General features: G+C 73.3%; 12 protein-coding genes and 2 tRNA genes. 5 read left to right on the forward strand and 9 right to left on the reverse strand.

The genetic code is table 11. From position 1 onward, the window contains the following. Positions 1 to 2 precede the first annotated feature (2 nt). Positions 3 to 806: a methyltransferase domain-containing protein gene (locus tag ITJ44_RS01950; protein ID WP_194633099.1), complete on the reverse strand. Its 804-nt coding sequence runs from the start codon at positions 804 to 806 to the stop codon at positions 3 to 5. Positions 807 to 845: 39 nt separating this feature from the next. On the opposite strand from ITJ44_RS01950, the gene ITJ44_RS01955 reads away from it, so the two are divergent. After that, complete coding sequence (locus ITJ44_RS01955; protein ID WP_194633100.1) at positions 846 to 2,909, forward strand: M3 family metallopeptidase; 2,064 nt, start codon at positions 846 to 848, stop codon at positions 2,907 to 2,909. 78 nt (positions 2,910 to 2,987) lie between these two features. On the opposite strand, the gene clpX is transcribed toward ITJ44_RS01955, so the two are convergent. Then, positions 2,988 to 4,268 carry an ATP-dependent Clp protease ATP-binding subunit ClpX gene (gene clpX / locus ITJ44_RS01960; RefSeq protein ID WP_194633101.1) on the reverse strand — a complete coding sequence of 427 codons (1,281 nt, stop codon included), beginning with the start codon at positions 4,266 to 4,268 and terminating at the stop codon, positions 2,988 to 2,990. A gap of 166 nt (positions 4,269 to 4,434) precedes the next feature. Between clpX and sfnG the strand changes: the two genes are divergently transcribed. Beyond that, on the forward strand, positions 4,435 to 5,577 hold the full coding sequence (gene sfnG, locus ITJ44_RS01965; RefSeq protein WP_194633102.1) for a dimethylsulfone monooxygenase SfnG: 1,143 nt from the start codon (positions 4,435 to 4,437) through the stop codon (positions 5,575 to 5,577). Between the two features lie 63 nt (positions 5,578 to 5,640). Here sfnG and ITJ44_RS01970 read toward each other — a convergent pair whose 3' ends face one another. The 4 genes from ITJ44_RS01970 to ITJ44_RS01985 form a co-directional block, all read right to left on the reverse strand. Further along, positions 5,641 to 6,321, reverse strand: a complete 681-nt coding sequence (locus ITJ44_RS01970) for an ATP-dependent Clp protease proteolytic subunit (protein ID WP_194633103.1) — start codon at positions 6,319 to 6,321, stop codon at positions 5,641 to 5,643. Between the two features lie 36 nt (positions 6,322 to 6,357). Continuing rightward, positions 6,358 to 6,945: an ATP-dependent Clp protease proteolytic subunit gene (locus ITJ44_RS01975; RefSeq protein WP_194633104.1), complete on the reverse strand. Its 588-nt coding sequence runs from the start codon at positions 6,943 to 6,945 to the stop codon at positions 6,358 to 6,360. A gap of 177 nt (positions 6,946 to 7,122) precedes the next feature. Continuing rightward, positions 7,123 to 8,577, reverse strand: coding sequence for a trigger factor (gene tig / locus ITJ44_RS01980; protein ID WP_194633105.1), 1,455 nt, complete (start codon positions 8,575 to 8,577; stop codon positions 7,123 to 7,125). Positions 8,578 to 8,642: 65 nt separating this feature from the next. Then, a tRNA-Pro gene (locus ITJ44_RS01985) sits at positions 8,643 to 8,718 on the reverse strand. A 192-nt stretch (positions 8,719 to 8,910) separates the two neighbouring features. Here ITJ44_RS01985 and ITJ44_RS01990 point away from each other — a divergent pair. The 3 genes from ITJ44_RS01990 to ITJ44_RS02000 all read left to right on the forward strand — a co-directional run bounded on the left by ITJ44_RS01990 (position 8,911) and on the right by ITJ44_RS02000 (position 15,157). Next, positions 8,911 to 8,984 (forward strand) — tRNA-Gly (locus tag ITJ44_RS01990). Positions 8,985 to 9,145: 161 nt separating this feature from the next. After that, entirely contained in the window at positions 9,146 to 14,530 is a 5,385-nt protein-coding gene (locus ITJ44_RS01995; protein WP_194633106.1) for an SCO7613 C-terminal domain-containing membrane protein, read from the forward strand. Positions 14,531 to 14,671: 141 nt separating this feature from the next. Further along, positions 14,672 to 15,157 carry a Dps family protein gene (locus ITJ44_RS02000; RefSeq protein ID WP_194633107.1) on the forward strand — a complete coding sequence of 162 codons (486 nt, stop codon included), beginning with the start codon at positions 14,672 to 14,674 and terminating at the stop codon, positions 15,155 to 15,157. A gap of 116 nt (positions 15,158 to 15,273) precedes the next feature. Here ITJ44_RS02000 and ITJ44_RS02005 read toward each other — a convergent pair whose 3' ends face one another. From ITJ44_RS02005 to ITJ44_RS02015, 3 genes are all read right to left on the reverse strand, one after another. After that, entirely contained in the window at positions 15,274 to 16,263 is a 990-nt protein-coding gene (locus tag ITJ44_RS02005) for a DNA-formamidopyrimidine glycosylase family protein (protein ID WP_194633108.1), read from the reverse strand. 6 nt (positions 16,264 to 16,269) lie between these two features. Then, the gene (locus tag ITJ44_RS02010) at positions 16,270 to 16,758 is read right to left on the reverse strand and encodes a ribose-5-phosphate isomerase (RefSeq protein WP_194633109.1); all 489 of its coding nucleotides are present in this window, start codon (positions 16,756 to 16,758) and stop codon (positions 16,270 to 16,272) included. Between the two features lie 112 nt (positions 16,759 to 16,870). Further along, positions 16,871 to 17,497, reverse strand: a complete 627-nt coding sequence (locus ITJ44_RS02015; RefSeq protein WP_194633110.1) for a DsbA family protein — start codon at positions 17,495 to 17,497, stop codon at positions 16,871 to 16,873. Positions 17,498 to 17,591 lie beyond the last annotated feature (94 nt).

The raw sequence follows: 17,591 nt of genomic DNA on the forward strand, positions 1-17,591 counted from the left end.
GGTCACCGTCGGGCGAGGATCTCGCCGTGCGGCATCGCGAAGAAGCCGTCGACGTCCGCGGCCCACACCTGCCAGCCGGCGCGGATGGCCTGCAGGTCGTCGTCCGTCGCGAACCCGCCCTCGCGGGCCTGGCCGGCGAACGACGACGCGACCGCGCGGTCGGCCCAGGCACCGCCCCACCAGGCGCGCTCCTCGTCCGACGAGAAGCACCACACCGACGCGCTCGACGCGATCTCGGTGAAGCCGGCCTCCCGCGCCCACGCCTTGAGACGGGATCCCGCATCGGGCTCGCCGCCGTTCGCGCGGTGGACGGGCAGGTAGACGTCGGCCCAGAGCCGCAGCCCGTCGGACTCGGGGTGGAGCGCCACCTTCGAGTAGATGACGTCGCGCGCCGCCACGAGCCCGCCGGGGCGCGTGACGCGGCGCATCTCCGCCAGCGCGCGGACGGGGTCGCCGACGTGCTGGAGGACCTGGTGCGCGTGCACCACGTCGAAGGACGCGTCGGCGTAGGGGAGCTCGTAGACGGATCCCGTGACGAACTCGACGTTCGCCGTGCCCCGCGCCGCCGCCAGCTCACCGGCCTGGCGCACGACCTCCTCCGACATGTCGAGGCCGACCACGCGGCCGGGCGCGACGATGTCGGCGAGCTCCACCGTGATGGTCCCGGGACCGCTCCCCACGTCCAGCACGTCGAGCCCCGTATGGAGGTGGGGTTCGAGGTAGGCGGCGGAGTTCCGGACGGTCCGCGCGCTGTGCACGCGGAGGACGCTCTCGTGGTGGCCGTGGGTGTATCGCTCGCTCTTCACCCTCTGAGCCTAGGTCGGCGCCCGGCCTAGGCTCGCTGTATGACGACGCCCTCGAACCCCTTCCTCGAACCGAGTACCCTCCCGTACGGCATGCCCCCCTTCGACGACATCCGCGAGGAGCACTTCCGCCCCGCGTTCGAGGCGGGGATCGCCGAGCACCTCGCCGAGGTGCGCGCCATCGCGGACGAGACCGAGCCGCCGACGTTCGAGAACACGCTCGTCGCGCTCGAGCGGTCCGGCCGGATCCTCGACCGCGTCGGCCACGTCTTCTTCACCCTCACGTCCTCCGACAGCTCCCCCTTCACCCGCGAGCTCGAGGCCGAGATCGCCCCCGAGCTCGCCTCGCACGAGGACGCCATCCGCCTCGACTCCGCGCTCTACGCCCGCATCCGCGCCGTCCACGACGCGCGCCACGACTCTGGCCTGGACGCCGAGTCCGTGTACCTCGTCGAGCGCTACCTGGCCGAGTTCACGATCGCGGGCGCCGGCCTCGACGACGACGCGAAGGGCCGCCTCCGCGACCTCAACCGACGCCTGTCCGTGCTCACCACGCGCTTCGAGTCCCAGCTGCTCGAGGACACGAACGACCTCGCGGTCGTCGTGGACGACCCGGCGGAGCTCGACGGCCTCGGATCGGGAGCCGTCGCCGCCGCCGCGCAGGCGGCCGCCGACCGCGGGCTCGACGGGAAGCACCTCATCACCCTGGTGCTGCCGACCGGCCACCCGTACCTCTCGCAGCTGACGGACCGGGGCCTTCGCCAGCGGATCATGGAGGCGTCGCTCGCCCGGGGATCCCGGCCGAACGCGCATGACAACCGCCCGCTCGTGCTCGAGATCACCCGCCTCCGGGCCCAGCGCGCCGCCCTCCTCGGCTTCCCGAGCCACGCCGCCGCCGTGACCGCGGACCAGACCGCGCGGACCCCCGAGGCCGTCGCCGACATGCTCGGCCGGCTCGCGCCGGCGGCGGCCCGCAACGCCCGCGCCGAGGCCGTCGAGCTGCAGCGCGTGATCGACCGCACGCAGGAGGAGCGCGGCGAGCCGACGTTCGAGCTCGCCGCCTGGGACTGGGCGTTCTACAGCGAGAAGGTGCGCACGGAGCGGTACGACGTCGACACCGAGCGCATGCGCCCGTACCTCGAGGCGGAGCGCGTCCTCCGCGACGGCGTGTTCCGCGCCGCGACGGCGCTCTACGGCGTCACCTTCGCCGAGCGCGCCGACCTCCCGGCGTACCACCCCGACGCGCGCGTATTCGAGGTGCGCGACGAGGACGGGTCCGAGGTCGGCTTGTACGTGCTCGACCTCCACACGCGCGACTCGAAGCGGGGCGGGGCGTGGATGAACCCGCTCATCTCCCAGAGCGCCCTCCTCGACACGCCCACCGTCGTGCTGAACAACCTCAACGTGCCGAAGCCGCCCGTCGGCCAGCCGACGCTCCTCAGCTTCGACGAGACGACCACGCTGTTCCACGAGTTCGGCCACGCGCTCCACGGCCTCTTCGCCCGCGTGACCTATCCGCGCTTCGCGGGCACGAACGTCTTCCGCGACTTCGTCGAGTTCCCCAGCCAGGTGAACGAGATGTGGATGCTGTGGCCGGAGATCCTCGCGTCCTACGCCGTGCACCACGAGACGGGCGAGCCGATGCCCGCCGATCTCGTCGCCGCCGTCCAGGCGTCGTCCGCCTTCAACGAGGGCTTCCTCACCAGCGAGTACCTGGGCGCCGCGCTCCTCGACCAGGCCTGGCACCGGATCGGCGTCGACGACGTGGTCGAGGACGTCGACGCCTTCCAGGCGGAGGCCCTCGTCGCCGTGGGCCTCGACGTCCCGGCCGTCCTCCCCCGCTACGCGTCGAGCTACTTCCAGCACACCTTCGCGGGCGGCTACGACGCCGGCTACTACTCCTACATCTGGAGCGAGGTGCTGGACGCGGACACCGTCGAGTGGTTCCGGGAGAACGGCGGCCTCACGCGCGGGAACGGCGACCGGTTCCGCGCCCGGCTGCTGGGCGTCGGCGGATCGAAGGACCCCCTGGAGGCCTACCGCGACTTCCGCGGCCGCGACGCCGTGATCGAGCCGCTGCTCCAGCGGCGGGGCCTCGCCGACTGATCGGGTCCCCCGCACGACGAGAGCGCCGCGCCCCTCAGGGGTGCGGCGCTCGCGTCGTGAGCCGGTGGTCCGGTCGGCTCAGGCGGACCTCTCCGCGCGGAGCATGGAGGCGCGCGGCACGATGGTGGGCGCGGCGTTCTGCACGACCGACTCGCGGGTGATGACCACGCGGCCCACCTCGTCGTCCGAGGGGATGTCGAACATGATCGGCCCGAGCACCTCCTCGAGGATGGCGCGGAGCCCGCGGGCACCCGTCTGCCGGAGGACGGCCAGGTCGGCGATCGACTCCAGGGCGCCCTGCTCGAACTCCAGCTCGACGCCGTCGAGCTCGAACATGCGCTGGTACTGGCGCACGAGCGCGTTGCGCGGCTTGGTGAGGATCTCCATGAGCGCCCGCTGGTCGAGCTGCGTGACCGTGGTGACGACGGGGAGGCGCCCGATGAACTCGGGGATGAGGCCGAACTTGTGCAGGTCCTCCGGGAGGACCTCGCCGAACACGTCGGCGTTCACGTCCTTGCGGTGCAGCGGGGCGCCGAAGCCGATGCCCTTCTTGCCCGCGCGCTGGCTGATGATGTCCTCGAGCCCGGCGAAGGCGCCCGCGACGATGAACAGCACGTTGGTCGTGTCGACCTGGATGAACTCCTGGTGCGGGTGCTTGCGTCCCCCCTGCGGCGGGACCGAGGCGACCGTGCCCTCGAGGATCTTGAGCAGCGCCTGCTGCACGCCCTCACCCGACACGTCGCGCGTGATGCTGGGGTTCTCCGCCTTGCGCGCGATCTTGTCGACCTCGTCGATGTAGATGATGCCGGTCTCGGCGCGCTTCACGTCGTAGTCGGCGGCCTGGATGAGCTTGAGGAGGATGTTCTCCACGTCCTCGCCCACGTAGCCCGCCTCGGTGAGCGCCGTCGCGTCGGCCACCGCGAAGGGCACGTTGAGCCGCTTCGCCAGGGTCTGCGCGAGGTAGGTCTTGCCGCAGCCGGTGGGCCCGATGAGGAGGATGTTGCTCTTGGCGATCTCGATCTCGTCGCCCACGGTCTCCGCCGGCCCGATGGTGCTGACGGCCCTGACCCGCTTGTAGTGGTTGTAGACCGCGACGGACAGCGCGCGCTTGGCGGCCTCCTGCCCGATGACGTACTCGTCGAGGAAGCCGAAGATCTCCTTTGGCTTGGGCAGCTCGAACTCGCCCGTGGTCTCCTCGCTGGCCTCGGCCAGGCGCTCCTCGATGATCTCGTTGCAGAGCTCCACGCACTCGTCGCAGATGTAGACGCCCGGTCCCGCGATCAGCTGCTGGACCTGCTTCTGGCTCTTCCCACAGAAGGAGCACTTGAGCAGATCCGCGCTCTCGCCGATGCGTGCCATGGAACCCTCCCCGGATGTCGTGCGGTGTGCCACGAGCCTAACGCGTGCATGGGACATCGCCCGGACCACGGGGGCCACGGCCCGTCGCATGCCATCATGCGGCCATCCGCCGTCACACGGCGCAACACTCGGGGTCCGGCCCAGCGTGCGACCCCACCATGTCCGCATGACCGAGAACACCGCCACCGCATCCCCCGACGCGCTGTCCTTCGCCTACTGGGTCCCGAACGTCTCGGGCGGCCTCGTGACGAGCGACATCGAGCAGCGCACCCACTTCGACTTCGACTTCAACGTCCGCGTCGCGCAGCTCGCGGAGCAGCGCGGCTTCGACTACGCGCTGAGCCAGGTGCGCTACGCCGCGTCCTACGGCGCCGACCAGCAGCACGAGTCCACCTCGTTCTCCCTCGGCCTGCTGCTCGCGACCGAGCGGCTCAAGGTCATCGCCGCCGTGCACCCGGGGCTCTGGCACCCGGGCGTGCTGGCCAAGTGGATCATCACGGCCGACCACATGTCGCACGGCCGCGCGGCGGTGAACGTCGTGTCCGGCTGGCTCAAGGACGAGTTCGTGGGCTTCGGCGAGCCGTGGCTCGAGCACGGGGAGCGCTACCGCCGCACCGAGGAGTTCATCCGCGTGCTCCGCGGCCTCTGGACCGAGAAGGACTTCACGCATCTCGGGGACTTCTACCGGATCCACGACTTCACCCTCAAGCCGCCGCCCGTCGACGTCCCCGGGCGCGCGCACCCCGAGATCTTCATGGGCGGCAACAGCACCGACGCCCGCGAGATGGGCGGACGGGTCACCGACTGGTACTTCTCCAACGGCAAGGACTACGCCGGCTTCGAGGAGCAGCGCCGCGACGTCCTGGCATCCGCCCGTGCGGCCGGCCGCGCCGAGCGCGTCAAGTTCGGCCTCAACGGCTTCGTCATCGCGCGCGACACCGAGCAGGAGGCGCAGGACGTGCTCGAGGAGATCATCGCCAAGGCGAACCCCGACGCGGTCGAGGGGTTCCGCCAGGCCGTGAAGCAGGCGGGCGCGTCGACCGGCGACGGCAAGGGCATGTGGTCGGACTCGACCTTCCGGGACCTCGTGCAGTACAACGACGGGTTCCGCACGGGCCTCATCGGCACCCCCGAGCAGATCGCGCGCCGCATGGTCGAGTACCGCAAGCGCGGGGTCGACCTGCTGCTCCTCGGCTTCCTGCACTACCTCGAGGACATCGACCAGTTCGGCACGCAGATCCTGCCGATCGTGCGGGAGCTCGAGCGGGAGGCGGTCGAGCGCGGCGAGCTGGAGGCACCCGCCGCGTGATCTGACGGGCGCATGACGAAGGGGCGGTCGGCTGATGCCGACCGCCCCTCCGTCCGTGCGGGCCTAGCGCGCGGGGATCGCCGCCGTCAGGTTCTTGCGCGAGGTGAGCACCTGGTCGATGAGTCCGTACTCCAGCGCCTCGTCCGCGCCGAGGATCTTGTCGCGCTCGATGTCGCGGTTGATCTGGTCGCGGTCGCGGTTGGTGTGCGTCGCGAGGGTGTCCTCGAGCCAGGAGCGCATCCGCATGATCTCCGCCGCCTGGATCTCGATGTCGGACGCCTGTCCGCCGCTGGACTCGCCCGTGGCGGGCTGGTGGATGAGCACGCGCGCGTTGGGCAGCGCGAGGCGCTTCCCGGGGGCGCCGCCCGCGAGCAGGACGGCGGCGGCCGAGGCCGCCTGGCCGAGGCACACCGTCTGGATCTGCGGCGAGACGTACTGCATCGTGTCGTAGATCGCCGTCATGGCCGTGAACGAGCCGCCGGGCGAGTTGATGTACATGACGATGTCGCGGTCGGGGTCCATCGACTCGAGCACGAGCAGCTGGGCCATGACGTCGTCGGCCGACGCATCGTCGACCTGGACGCCGAGGAAGATGATGCGGTCCTCGAAGAGCTTGGCGTACGGGTCCTGGCGCTTGTAGCCGTAGGCCGTGCGCTCCTCGAAGCTGGGGAGGATGTACCGCGACGACGGGCTCGTGGCGGTGGAGCCGGCGCCGCGGGCGCCGCCGAAGGTGGGGAGTTCCATGTTCTTCTTCTCTGCCTGTCTCTTCTGTCGCGGGCTCTAGGAGGTCTCGGTGCCGCCGCCGCCGACGACGTCGGTCGCGGACTCGCGGATGTGGTCGACGAAGCCGTACTCGAGCGCCTCCTGGGCGGTGAACCAGCGGTCGCGGTCGCCGTCCTCGTTGATCTGCTCGACGGTCTTGCCGGTCTGGCGGGCGGTGATCTCCGCGAGCCGGTGCTTCATCGCGAGGATGAGCTGGGCCTGGGTCTGGATGTCGCTCGAGGTGCCGCCGAAGCCTCCGCTCGGCTGGTGCATGAGCACACGCGCGTTCGGCGTGATGTACCGCTTGCCCTGCGTGCCGCTCGTGAGCAGCAGCTGGCCCATGGAGGCGGCCATTCCGATCCCGACGGTGACGATGTCGTTGGGGACGAACTGCATGGTGTCGTAGATGGCCATTCCGGCGGTGACCGAACCGCCGGGCGAGTTGATGTAGAGGAAGATGTCCTTCTCGGTGTCCTCCGCCGCCAGCAGCAGGATCTTCGCGCAGATCTCGTTCGCGTTGTCGTCGCGGACCTCGGATCCGAGCCAGATGATGCGGTCCTTCAGCAGTCGGTCAAAAACACCGGGTACCAGTGTCGGTTCGGCCATTGTTCGAGCTCCCATTCATTCGTCGCTTCGAGTCATGAATCTATCGGAGCGGATCCGCCCCTACGCCCGTGTTCGCCGCGGGCGGAGTGCGCGGCCGCCACGCGCACGAGGGCCCGGGGAGCGTGCGCTCCCCGGGCCCTCGTGATGCCGACCGCGCAGGCGGTCGGCAGGTGGCGACTACTCGGAGTCGGCGGCCTTCTCGGCGGCCTTCTTCTTCGCCGGTGCCTTCTTCTTCGGCTTCTCGGCGGGAGCCTCCTCGGCAGCGGGTGCCTCGGTGGCCTCCTCCGCCGGGGCGTCGGCCGCGACGGCCTCGGCGTCCGCGTCCGCGGGCTCCTCGGACACGGCGTCCGCGTCGCGCACGACGGGCTGCGTGAACTCGGTCACGTCGACGACCTTGCCGTCCGCGTCCACGACCTTCGCCTTGTCGAGCACGACCGCGAGGGCCTTGTTGCGCGCGACCTCGCCGACCATGGCGGGGATCTGGTTGTTCTGCTGCAGCACCTGGACGAACTCGTTCGGCTCCATGTTGTACTGCTGCGCGCCCTGGATGAGGTACTGGGTCAGCTCGTCCTGGCTGACCTTCAGCTCCTCCTTCTCGGCGATGACGTCGAGGAGCAGCTGCTGGCGGAAGGCCTTCTCGCTGGACTCCTTGACCTCGGCGCGGTGCACGTCGTCCTCGAGGCGGTTCTCGTTCTCGAGGTGGCGGTGCACCTCGTCATCCACGAGCTTCTCGGGCACGGGGATCTCGACGCCCTCGAGGAGCTTGTCGACGATCTGGTCGCGGGCCTGGGTGACCTGGCCGAAGACCTTCGACTTGCCGACCTGGACCTTGAGGTCCGCGCGCAGCTCGTCGATGGTGTCGAACTCGCTGGCGATCTGCGCGAAGTCGTCGTCGGCCTCGGGCAGCTCGCGCTCCTTGACGGACTGGACGGTGACGGCGATCTCCGCCGTCTCGCCCTCGTTGTCGCCGCCGAGCAGCTTCGACTCGAACGTGGTGCTCTCGCCGGCGGTGAGGGACTCGAGGGCCTCGTCGATGCCGTCGATGAGGTCGCCGGAGCCGAGCTCGTAGGAGATGCCGCTCGCGGTGTCGACGGCGTTGCCGGCGATCGTGGCGGTGAGGTCGATCTGGACGAAGTCACCGGTCTTGGCGGGGCGGTCGACCGTGATCAGCGTGCCGAAGCGGCTGCGCAGGCTGTCGAGCTCGGTGCCGACCTCGTCGTCGGTGACCTCGACGGAGTCCACGGTGAGCTCGAGGCCCTCGTAGGCGGGCAGGTCGAAGTCGGGGCGGACGTCCACCTCGATCTCGAGGAGCAGGTCGCCGGTGAGGTCCTTGCCGGGCCACTCCTTGACGTCGGCCTCGGGGCGCCCGAGGGGACGGATGTCCGTCTCCTTCACGGCGGCCTGGTAGAAGCCGTCCATGCCGTCGTTGACGGCGTGCTCCAGCACGGCCTCGCGACCGACGCGCTGGTCGATGATGGGCGGCGGCACCTTGCCCTTGCGGAAGCCGGGGATGGCGACCTGCTCGGCGATGTGGCCGTAAGCGTGGTCGATGTGCGGCTTCAGGTCTTCGGGGGTGGCAGAGATCGCGAGCTTGACGCGCGTGGGGCTCAGCTTTTCGACCGTGGTCTTCACGTGTGGAGTTCTCCTGTAATCGCGGTACGCGCCTCGGCTGAGACGGCATTTCGTCGTCGGGGATGTGGTCGGGGCGACAGGACTCGAACCTGCGGTCTTCCGCTCCCAAAGCGGACGCGCTAGCCACTACGCTACGCCCCGGCTGCCACGCATTCCCTCGGTCGAGGCGGGCGCCGTGCCCCTTCTTCGTGCAGGCGCGCGGAAGCCGATCCGACCGTGGCACAGCCTATCCGACTCGTGCCGGGCCCTGGTCACCGGCCACGGGAGGCTGCGCTACGCTGGATCCCGCGCATCCGGCGCACGGCCCCTCGGGGGCGGTGGCTCCGGCGTCGCGGGGATGTAGCTCAATGGTAGAGCCTCAGTCTTCCAAACTGATCACGCGGGTTCGATTCCCGTCATCCCCTCCACCGCGGTCGTGCCGCGTCTTATCTCCTCCCTCCACATACGCGTCGTCGCGCGCTCCCTCCCCCGTTCGGGGCGACCTGTCGCATGCCGCCCGTCGGCCCGCTAGCGTCCTGGTCCGTGGATAGCCTGGGAGCTTCCGCAACGGGCGAGCTCGGGGGGCTGCATGGTCGAGGACGACGCACGGGGTCCGGGGATCGGTCCGCGGCACTGGGCCGAGCGACCGGACGACCTCCTGCGCACGGATCTGTGCCCCGACTGCTTCGCGCCGCTGGGCGCGCTCGTCTGCGGGCGCTGCGGCCTCGACGTCCGCGCGCCCGACGCCGCCGCGCTCCTGGACGCGTCGCATCGCGTGGTCGACGCGATCGCCGAGCGGGATCGCCTCCTCGACGAGATGCGGCGGTGGAGCGATGCCGCCGCGCGCAGCCGCGCGGCCGCCGGTGCCGCAGCCGCGGCGCAGGCGGCACGCGACGTGCTCGTCCCCCGGCTCCCGGACCCCGCGCCCGCTTCGACGCCCAGCGGCTCCACGGCGGCGCCGTCCGCGGTCGCGGCGCCGTCCCCGGTCGCTCCCCCGCCGCACGGGGAGCCGGCCCGGAACCCGACGCCCGTCCCGCCCGTCCCGCCCGTCCCTCGCGCGCCCGCGGCGGCCCGGCGCCGGATCAGCGTCCCCGCCGTGCTGCTCGCCGTCGGCGTCGTGCTGCTCTCGGTCGCGGCCGTCTTCTACGTGGTCTATGCCTTCGTCACCTACGGGCTGGTCGTCCGAGCGGCGATCACCGCGGCCGTCACCCTGGCCGCGCTCGCGGCGGCGGCTGTCCTCGCCCGGCGTCGGCTTCCCGGCACGGCGGAGGCCGTCGGCGTGGTGGGCGTCGTGCTGCTGCACCTCGACGTCTGGGCCGTGCGGTCCTACGACCTGGCGGGAGCGGGCTCCGACGACCCGTTCGTGCACTTCGGGGTCGGGACGCTCGTCGTCTCCGCGGCTCTCCTCGCGCTCCGGCCGCTCCTCCGGATCCGCGGCGCGGGCATCGCCGGCTGGGCGGGGCTCTCCGTGGGCGCCGGCCTGCTCGTCGGCGCCGTGCCGTCGTCGGACTCCGGCACCCGCACGGCGCTCGCGCTGGCGGCGGCCTCCGCCGTGGCCCTCGTGCACGCGGCGCCCCCGTCGCGATCACGCGCGCTCCCCGAGGCGCTCGAGCGCAGGATCCTGCGGGTGGTGGGAGTGGCCGCCGCGGCCGCCGCCCTCGTCGCCGGCGCCCTCAGCGCGCTCGCCCCCGACGCGGTCCCCGTGCTCCCGCTGCTCGTGGCCGCCCTGGCCAGCGGCGCCCACGCGTGGGCGCTCGCCCGACAGGGCTCCGGCGACGCGCTCCGCCTCGCGGATCCGGACGCAGCCGCCGCCGAGACCGGGGCCGCCGGCGACGCGCCGTTCCCATCGGCCTCCGACCGCACCGCGGACGCCCCGTCGGCCGGTGCCGACGCCGCGACGCCGGCGGAGCCGCATGCGCCGCCCTCGGATCCCCTGCGCGTCCTCGCCGCCGTCGTCGCGGGCGTGGCAGCCGCGGCCGCCCTGCCGGTGACGGCGCTCGCAGGGGGCCCCGCGCTCCTCACGGTCTGCGCGCAGCTCGTGGCGGCGGTGTGCGCCGCTGCCGCCCTCGACGTGGCCGCCTGTCGGCTGCCGGACCGCGCGGTGGCCGGGACGGCGCGCGTCGCCGCCATCGCCGCCCTGGCGGTCGCCGTCATCGCGGGACTGCCGGCCGCGATCGGCGGGCTCGGCGGGGTGACGGCCGCCCTCGTCGCGGGACTCCCCGCCTGGGAGCTGGGGCCGCTCGACGACACGGTGGTCGCCCTCGGCCGGACGAGCGACATCGACGATCTGCCCGGCATCGTCCGCGCGGCGGCGCTCGGGCTGGTGGCGGTCTGGGTCCTCGCCCTCGTCGCCGCGCTCCTCGGCCGCCGGCTCCCGGCCCGGCAGCCCCTCCTCGCCTGGACAGGAGCCGCCGCCCTGGTCGCCGCGATCCCCGCCCTCGGTCCCGTCGCCGTCGTGGTCGCCGCCTACCTCGTCGCCTCCGCGGGCACCCTCGCCTCGCGGGTCTCCTCCCGGCGGTCGGGCCTCTCCTCCGCGGTCCCCGCGGCGCCGCTCGTGGCCCTGTCCGTCGCGGCCGGCGCGCTCGGCTGGGCCGCCTCCTGGGCGGACACGGGCACGTGGTGGGCGGCCACGCCGGTCGTCGTGCTGCTCCTCGTCGTGGCGTCCCGCACGGCGCGCACCGACGGCGCGACGCGCCTCGCCACGGCCGCGGCGGCGGTCGCGGGCCTGGTCGCCGTGGGCGGCCTGGCGCCCTCGCTCACCGCCGCCCGCATCCTCCCCACCGCGCCCCTCACGAGCGCGCTCCACGCGGGCGCGGATCCCGTCGTGCTCGTGCTGCTGGCGTCCGCGCTCGTCGTCCTCGTGGCCGGTGCCCTCCCGGGGCGCCCGGGCGTGCGGCGACGGTCCCTGCTCGCGACGCTCCTGGTCCCCGCGTGCCTCGCGGCGGTCGTCGTCGCGGTCGTCGGCGCGGATCACGTGGGCGGGGCACTCACCGCAGCCCCCGTGTGGTCCATCGCCGCGCAGGCGCTCCTCGTGGCGGGGCTCGTGGCGTGGACCGTGGGCGGGGTCCGACGCGTCGCGCTGCCCCGGCGGGCGACGCACGATGACGAGGCGCCGGCCGCCCCGGTGCCTCCGGGAACGACTGCGCTGCGTCGGTGGCGGCTCACGACCGCCGCCCTGGTGACCCCGTCGCTGCTGCTCGCGGTCCTCACCGCCGGTGCCCTCGTCGAACGCGGCGAGGCACCACACGGCATCCTGCCGGCCGCGGTCGGGCTCCTCGCCGGCGTCGCCGCCCTCCTCGGCTACCGGATCGCGTCCCGTGCCCTGCGCGTCGCCCTCGACGCGGGCACGGTCTCGGTGGCGACCGGCGCGCTGCTCGTGGCCGTGTCCTTCGATCCCACCCGAGAGGCGCGCGAGCTCCTCTGGATCCCGCTCGTGCTCCTCGCGGGCACGGCGCTCGCCCTCTCCATCGCGCACGACGGGCTGCTCCTGTCGCGCAGCGCCCGCCGCGCATGGGGGTGGACGGCGCTCGCCCTTGGTGTCGCCGCGCTCTGGTCGCGGCTGCTGGCGGGAGGCACCACCTCGTCGGAGGCCTACTGGCTGCCGGTCGCGGGTGCGCTGCTCCTCCTCGCCGCGCTGCTGCACCGCGCGGCGGTGCGGGTCGACGGAGTCGCATCCGGGTGGGGATCGGCGCGCGGATCTGCCGTCGGGCCCCGGGTGCGCCGCGGCGTCTCGGCGCTGACCCTCGCGGGCATCCTGACGGCAGTCATCCCCCTCGCCGCCGTCGGTCGTCCCGACGACGTGCTCCGCCCCTACATCCTGACCGGGATCTGCGCGGCGCTGGCCCTGGGCGCCGCCGTGGTGCTGCGAGGTGCCGCCGCACCCGTGCGCCCGCTGCTGCGCGCCGTCGCGATCGGCGGCGGCATCGGTCTCCTGGTCGTCGGCGGCACGCGCGCGCTGCGCCTCGCCGCCGGGACCCTCGGCCGCGAATCCGCCATCGACCTGCAGCTCGCGATCTCGGCGGCGCTGCTCGTCGCGGGCGGCGTGCTCGTCCTGCGCGGTGCCCGCGGCCCGGCGGACGTGCGCGTCGCCGGATCCGCGTGGGTGGGCACCAGCGCGCTCGTCGCCGTCGTGCTCAGCGCGTCCGTCGGCTCCGGCGACGGCGTCGTCCGTCCGCTCGTCGCGAGCGTCGCCCTCGTGGCGGGAGCCGGCGTGCTCCTCGTCCTCCGCTCCGTGCACCGTCGCGTGCTCGCCGCATCCGCCGCGGTGGGGCTCCTCGGCGCCGTCGTGGTGGCGCTCCTCGCGCTGCGGGGCGGATACGCGTCCGTCGATCCCGCGACCCTGGCCGTCCCCGTGATCGTCGCCGTCCTCGTGTCCGCCGTGGGCGCCGCCGATCGCCTGAGGAACCCGGCTCCCACCGACGTCGCAGCGACGTCGTCCGCGACGGTGCACGGCCTCCTCCGGCACGCACCGGACGCCGCGACAAGCGTCCTCGTGGTCGTCACCATCGCGGTCGGAGCCGTCTCCGATGGCGCCGGGCTGCCCGTCGCCCTGCTCCTGTCCGGGGTGGCCGTGCTCGTCGCCTCCACCACGTCGGAGTCCCGCGCGCGGCGACACGTGGGCTGGCTCGCCCTCCTCCTCGGCTCCGCCGGCTTGTGGGTCGCGCTCGGCCGGGGCGGCGTCGATGCCGTCGAGCCGTACGTCCTCCCGCCGGCCGGCGTGATGCTCGTCGTGGCCGCGGCCCTCCACCGCGGGATGCTCGGTGGCCGCAACGGAGCGGCGCCGGTGACCGCCCGGGCCACCGGCGCGGCGCCCGTCCTCCTCGGCGCCCTCCTCCTCGCCGCCCTCCCCACGGCCGTCGCGTCGTGGACGGGGTCGCCCGTCCGCGCGCTCGCGCTCGGGGCCGCCGCGGGCGTCGCGCTGCTCGTGACGGCGGCCGCCCTGCGCGGCGCCGACTCCCCCGCGCGGCCCCTCCTCCTCGCGACTGCCGCGGCCGCGGGGATCGCCGTCCCGCTCGTCGGATTCGGGAGGACCGTCGGGCAGCTGGACGCGTTCGAGCCGGCCACCTTCGGGCGCACGGACCTCTGGACGCTCGCGGCCGCCGCCGTCCTCGTGCTCGCCGTGGGGCTCCTGCCCGCACGCGAGGCGGAGCCCCACGAGGGCCGTGGCGATGACGCGTCCCGGGGCACCGTGATCCCCGCCGCGGCCGTCACGGGCGACGCCGTCGTCCGCCTCCTGCCCCGTGTCGCAATGCTGGTCGCGCTGGCCGGTGCCGGGTCCGCGGGGGCGGCGGGCATCCTCCGCGCCCACGCCGAGGGCATGCACGACGCCGGTCCCCGCTCCGCCATCCTCGTCGGCCTCATCGCGGCGATCCACCTCGCCTGCTCGCCGTCCCGACGCACGTCGGCGATGGCCGATGCGGACACCGCCGTGATCCGCCGCGACACCGCACCCCCGCTGCACGACCGGGTGCTCGCGCTGGCAGCGATCATCATCGGCGGGGTCGTGGGCGTCGTCCTCGTCGCCACGGGCGCGGCCGCTCCGGTGGAGACCGTGAGCGTGCCCGTCGCCGCCGCGCTCCTCGTCGTCGGCGCCCGACGCCTCGTGCACGACCCGTCCGCCGGCAGCATGCCGCACCTCGCTCCCGGGCTCCTCGTCCTGCTGGTCCCCCCGCTTCTCGCGGATCTCGGGCCGAGCCCCGCCTGGCGCATCGTCGGCCTCGGGATCCTGGCGCTCGCGACGCTGCTCGCGGGAGCGCGCCTGAGGCTCCGCGCGCCGTTCCTCATCGGCGCCGTCGTGCTGCTCCTCCACGCGATCGCCCAGCTCTGGCCCTGGATCCGGGTCGCCTCCTCCACGGTGCCCTGGTGGGCGTGGGCGGGGATCGGCGGCGTCGTCCTCATCGCGGTCGCGGCCCGCTACGAGCAGCGCATCCGGGACGTGAAGGGCATGGCGGCCCGTGTCTCCTCGCTCCGCTGACCGGGGGACGCCGCGGGCCGATCCCCGCTCGCGACCCGGTAAGCCATGCCTCAGCTTGCTTGCGGGCCGCGTCGGTATGCGCGAGATTGGCGGCATCGTCCGCAGCCCGCAGACCCGCATCGCCGCTCGAGGAGAGAACCCATGACCGACACCGTCCACGTCCCCACCAGCTCCGCATCCGCCGACGTCGCCGCCGGGGTCGCGCAGTTCCTCAGCCCCGTCGTCGTCAACCTGCAGGCTCTCGCCGTCAACGGCAAGCAGGCCCACTGGCACGTCCGCGGCGCCAACTTCATCGGCGTGCACGAGTTCCTCGACGTCCTCGTCTCCCACGCGCAGGACTGGGCGGACACCGCCGCCGAGCGCGTCGTCGCCCTCGGCCTGCCGATCGACGCGCGCATCGAGACGGTCGCGGCGTCCACCACCACCGCCGCCCTCACGCCGGGCTTCCGCCCGTCGAGCGCCACCATCGCCGAGGTCATCGCCCAGATCGACGCGACCATGGAGCTCGTCAACCGCGCCGTGCAGGAGCTGGGCGACATCGACGTCAACAGCCAGGACGTCGCCATCGAGATCGCCCGCGGGCTCGAGAAGGACCGCTGGTTCCTCTTCGCCCACATCAGCGAGTAGCGCCACCCGCGACGCCCGCCGCGACGGTCGAGGGGCCCGGATCCGATCGGATCCGGGCCCCTCCGTCGTGCCGGCGGCGGGTCAGCCGTCGACGGCCGTTCCGTCCCCGGCGCGCGTCATGCCTGGCAGTACGGGCACCAGTACAGCTTCCGGCCGGCGGCCTCCTCCATCACGACGTTCGTGCCGCAGACGCGGCACGGCAGCCCCTCGCGGTGATAGACCCAGTGCCGGTCCGCGCGGTTGCGGAGCGCCGCGTCGAGCTTCGTGCCCCGCAGGCCGTCCATGGTCATCATCTGACCGACCTCGACGCCCTTGCGGAGGAGCTTCGACCAGTCGCGCCACAGGCCGCGCACGACGTCCTCGGGCACGTCGCGTCCCGGCGTGTGCGGGTTCTGCCGGGCCCGGAACAGCAGCTCGGCGCGGTACACGTTGCCGATCCCGCTGACGACGGCCTGGTCCATGAGCAGCAGGCCGATGGCGGTGGGCTTCTTCCGCACGGTCGCCGTGAACCGGTCCTCGGAGCGCTTGCCGCCGTCGACGAGCGGGTCCGGCCCCAGCTTGTCGATGGCCTGCTGCACCTCATCGGGGCTCGCGACGACGCACGCGGTCGGACCGCGGAGATCCGCCACCGCGCGTTCGGTGAGCAGGCGCACGCGCACCTGGCCCACGGGCTCCGGCGGCCACGCCTCGGCGGAGAACGGGTCGTGCACCTTCTCCTGCTCGGCCATGCGCAGGCGCGCGCGACGGGGCGCCCCGATGCTCGTGAGCGAGTCCTCCGCGTCGGAGTCGACGGGCGCGTCGTCGACGCGGTCGTCCACGGGCACGTCGCCGCGCATCCCGTTCTGCCCCATCCGGTTGAGCGTCGACACGTCGCCCGCGAAGTCCCACGCGCCGTAGAGGCCGAGGTGCACGCGCAGCCAGACGTCGCCGTCGAACTCGAGGAACATCTGCTTGCCCACCGCCTTCGCGGCGAGGAGCCGCCGGCCGTCGAGGACGGCGGCGCCCTCCGCGAACCGAAACTGCGGAGAGGACGCCTGCACGACGTCGCCCACGAAGTGCGCCTCGAACTGCTTCGCGATCCGGTGGATCGAATGCCCCTCGGGCACGGCGGCCTAGTCGGTGACGGGGTGACCGGCGATGGCCCCCGTCGTCTCGTACTCGGCGAGCTGGGCGATGCGGCGCGCGTGCCGCTCCTCGGCGGAGAACGGCTCCGCGATGAAGGCGTCGATGAAGGCCGTGGCCTCCTCGACCGTGTGCTGACGCGCGCCGATCGAGATCACGTTGGCGTCGTTGTGCTGGCGCGCGAGCACGGCGGTCGACAGGTTCCAGACGAGCGCCGCGCGCGCGCCCTCGACCTTGTTGGCGGCGATCTGCTCGCCGTTGCCCGATCCGCCGAAGACGACGCCCAGCGCGGTGGTGCCGTCGCGCTGGTCGGCGACGACGGCCCGAGCCGCGCGGATGCAGAACGACGGGTAGTCGTCGAGCGCGTCGTACGAGGTGGGGCCGTGGTCGACGACGTCGTGCCCGGCCTCGGTCAGGTGGTCGGTGAGGAACCTCGAGAAGTCGAGGCCCGCGTGGTCGGTCGCGATGTGGATGCGCATCGTGCACTCCTCCTGCCGCCCAGGCGGCGTCGTGCCCGCGGCGCGGGCGGTGCCGGACGCGCCGCGGCCGGACGCCCGTGAGCGTCCGGCCGCCGCGCGCGCGACGGGTGGGTCAGTCGAAGATGGGGCCGACGGTGCGCGAGCGCTTGATCTCGAAGAAGCCCGGGTAGCCGGCCACGGCGACGACGCCGTCCCACAGCTTCACGGCCTCCTCGCCCTTCGGCGCGGGCGAGATGACGGGGCCGAAGAAGGCCACGCCGTCGACCGCGATGACGGGCGTGCCGACGTCCTGGCCGACGCGCTCGATGCCGTCGAAGTGGCTGGCGCGCATCGGCTCGTCGTAGCGGTCGGTGCGGCTGGTCTCGGCGAGCTCGGCGGGGAGGCCGAGCTCGGCCAGCACCTCCGGGATCACGACGTCGGCGTCCTTCTGGTCGCGGAGGTGGATCCGCGTGCCGAGGGCGTCGTACAGCGGCTTGACGTGCTCGGCTCCGTGCTCGGCCTCGACCGCGGCGACGAGGCGCGTGAACCGGAGCGCGCGCGGGAGGAACGCGGCGAAGTTCGGGTCGTCGGCCTTGTCCTCGTTGAGGACGGCCAGGCTCATCACCCTCCAGGTGATGTCGAGGTCGCGATGGCGGGCGACCTCGTCGACCCAGCGGGAGGTCATCCACGCCCAGGGGCAGGACGGGTCGAACCAGAACTCGACGGCGGTGGTGCGGGGGCTGCTCTGAACGTCGGACATTCCTCAAGCCTAGGTCAGCCGACGCCATAGGATCGGCTTCGAATGCGGCGCCGCTCCGCCCGCCACCCGTGGTCCCCGACCGCCAGGTGCACCG

The organism is Clavibacter sp. VKM Ac-2873 (assembly GCF_015351075.1).
Taxonomy (GTDB): Bacteria; Actinomycetota; Actinomycetes; order Actinomycetales; family Microbacteriaceae; genus Clavibacter.

Bases quoted from the DNA above. Each gene is read 5' to 3' on its own strand.
- ITJ44_RS01955 (WP_194633100.1), top strand. From the start codon at position 846: ATGACGACGCCCTCGAACCCCTTCCTCGAACCGAGTACCCTCCCGTAC.
- clpX (WP_194633101.1), bottom strand. From the start codon at position 4,268: ATGGCACGCATCGGCGAGAGCGCGGATCTGCTCAAGTGCTCCTTCTGT.
- sfnG (WP_194633102.1), top strand. From the start codon at position 4,435: ATGACCGAGAACACCGCCACCGCATCCCCCGACGCGCTGTCCTTCGCC.
- ITJ44_RS01970 (WP_194633103.1), bottom strand. From the start codon at position 6,321: ATGGAACTCCCCACCTTCGGCGGCGCCCGCGGCGCCGGCTCCACCGCC.
- ITJ44_RS01975 (WP_194633104.1), bottom strand. From the start codon at position 6,945: ATGGCCGAACCGACACTGGTACCCGGTGTTTTTGACCGACTGCTGAAG.
- ITJ44_RS01995 (WP_194633106.1), top strand. From the start codon at position 9,146: ATGGTCGAGGACGACGCACGGGGTCCGGGGATCGGTCCGCGGCACTGG.
- ITJ44_RS02000 (WP_194633107.1), top strand. From the start codon at position 14,672: ATGACCGACACCGTCCACGTCCCCACCAGCTCCGCATCCGCCGACGTC.
- ITJ44_RS02010 (WP_194633109.1), bottom strand. From the start codon at position 16,758: ATGCGCATCCACATCGCGACCGACCACGCGGGCCTCGACTTCTCGAGG.
- ITJ44_RS02015 (WP_194633110.1), bottom strand. From the start codon at position 17,497: ATGTCCGACGTTCAGAGCAGCCCCCGCACCACCGCCGTCGAGTTCTGG.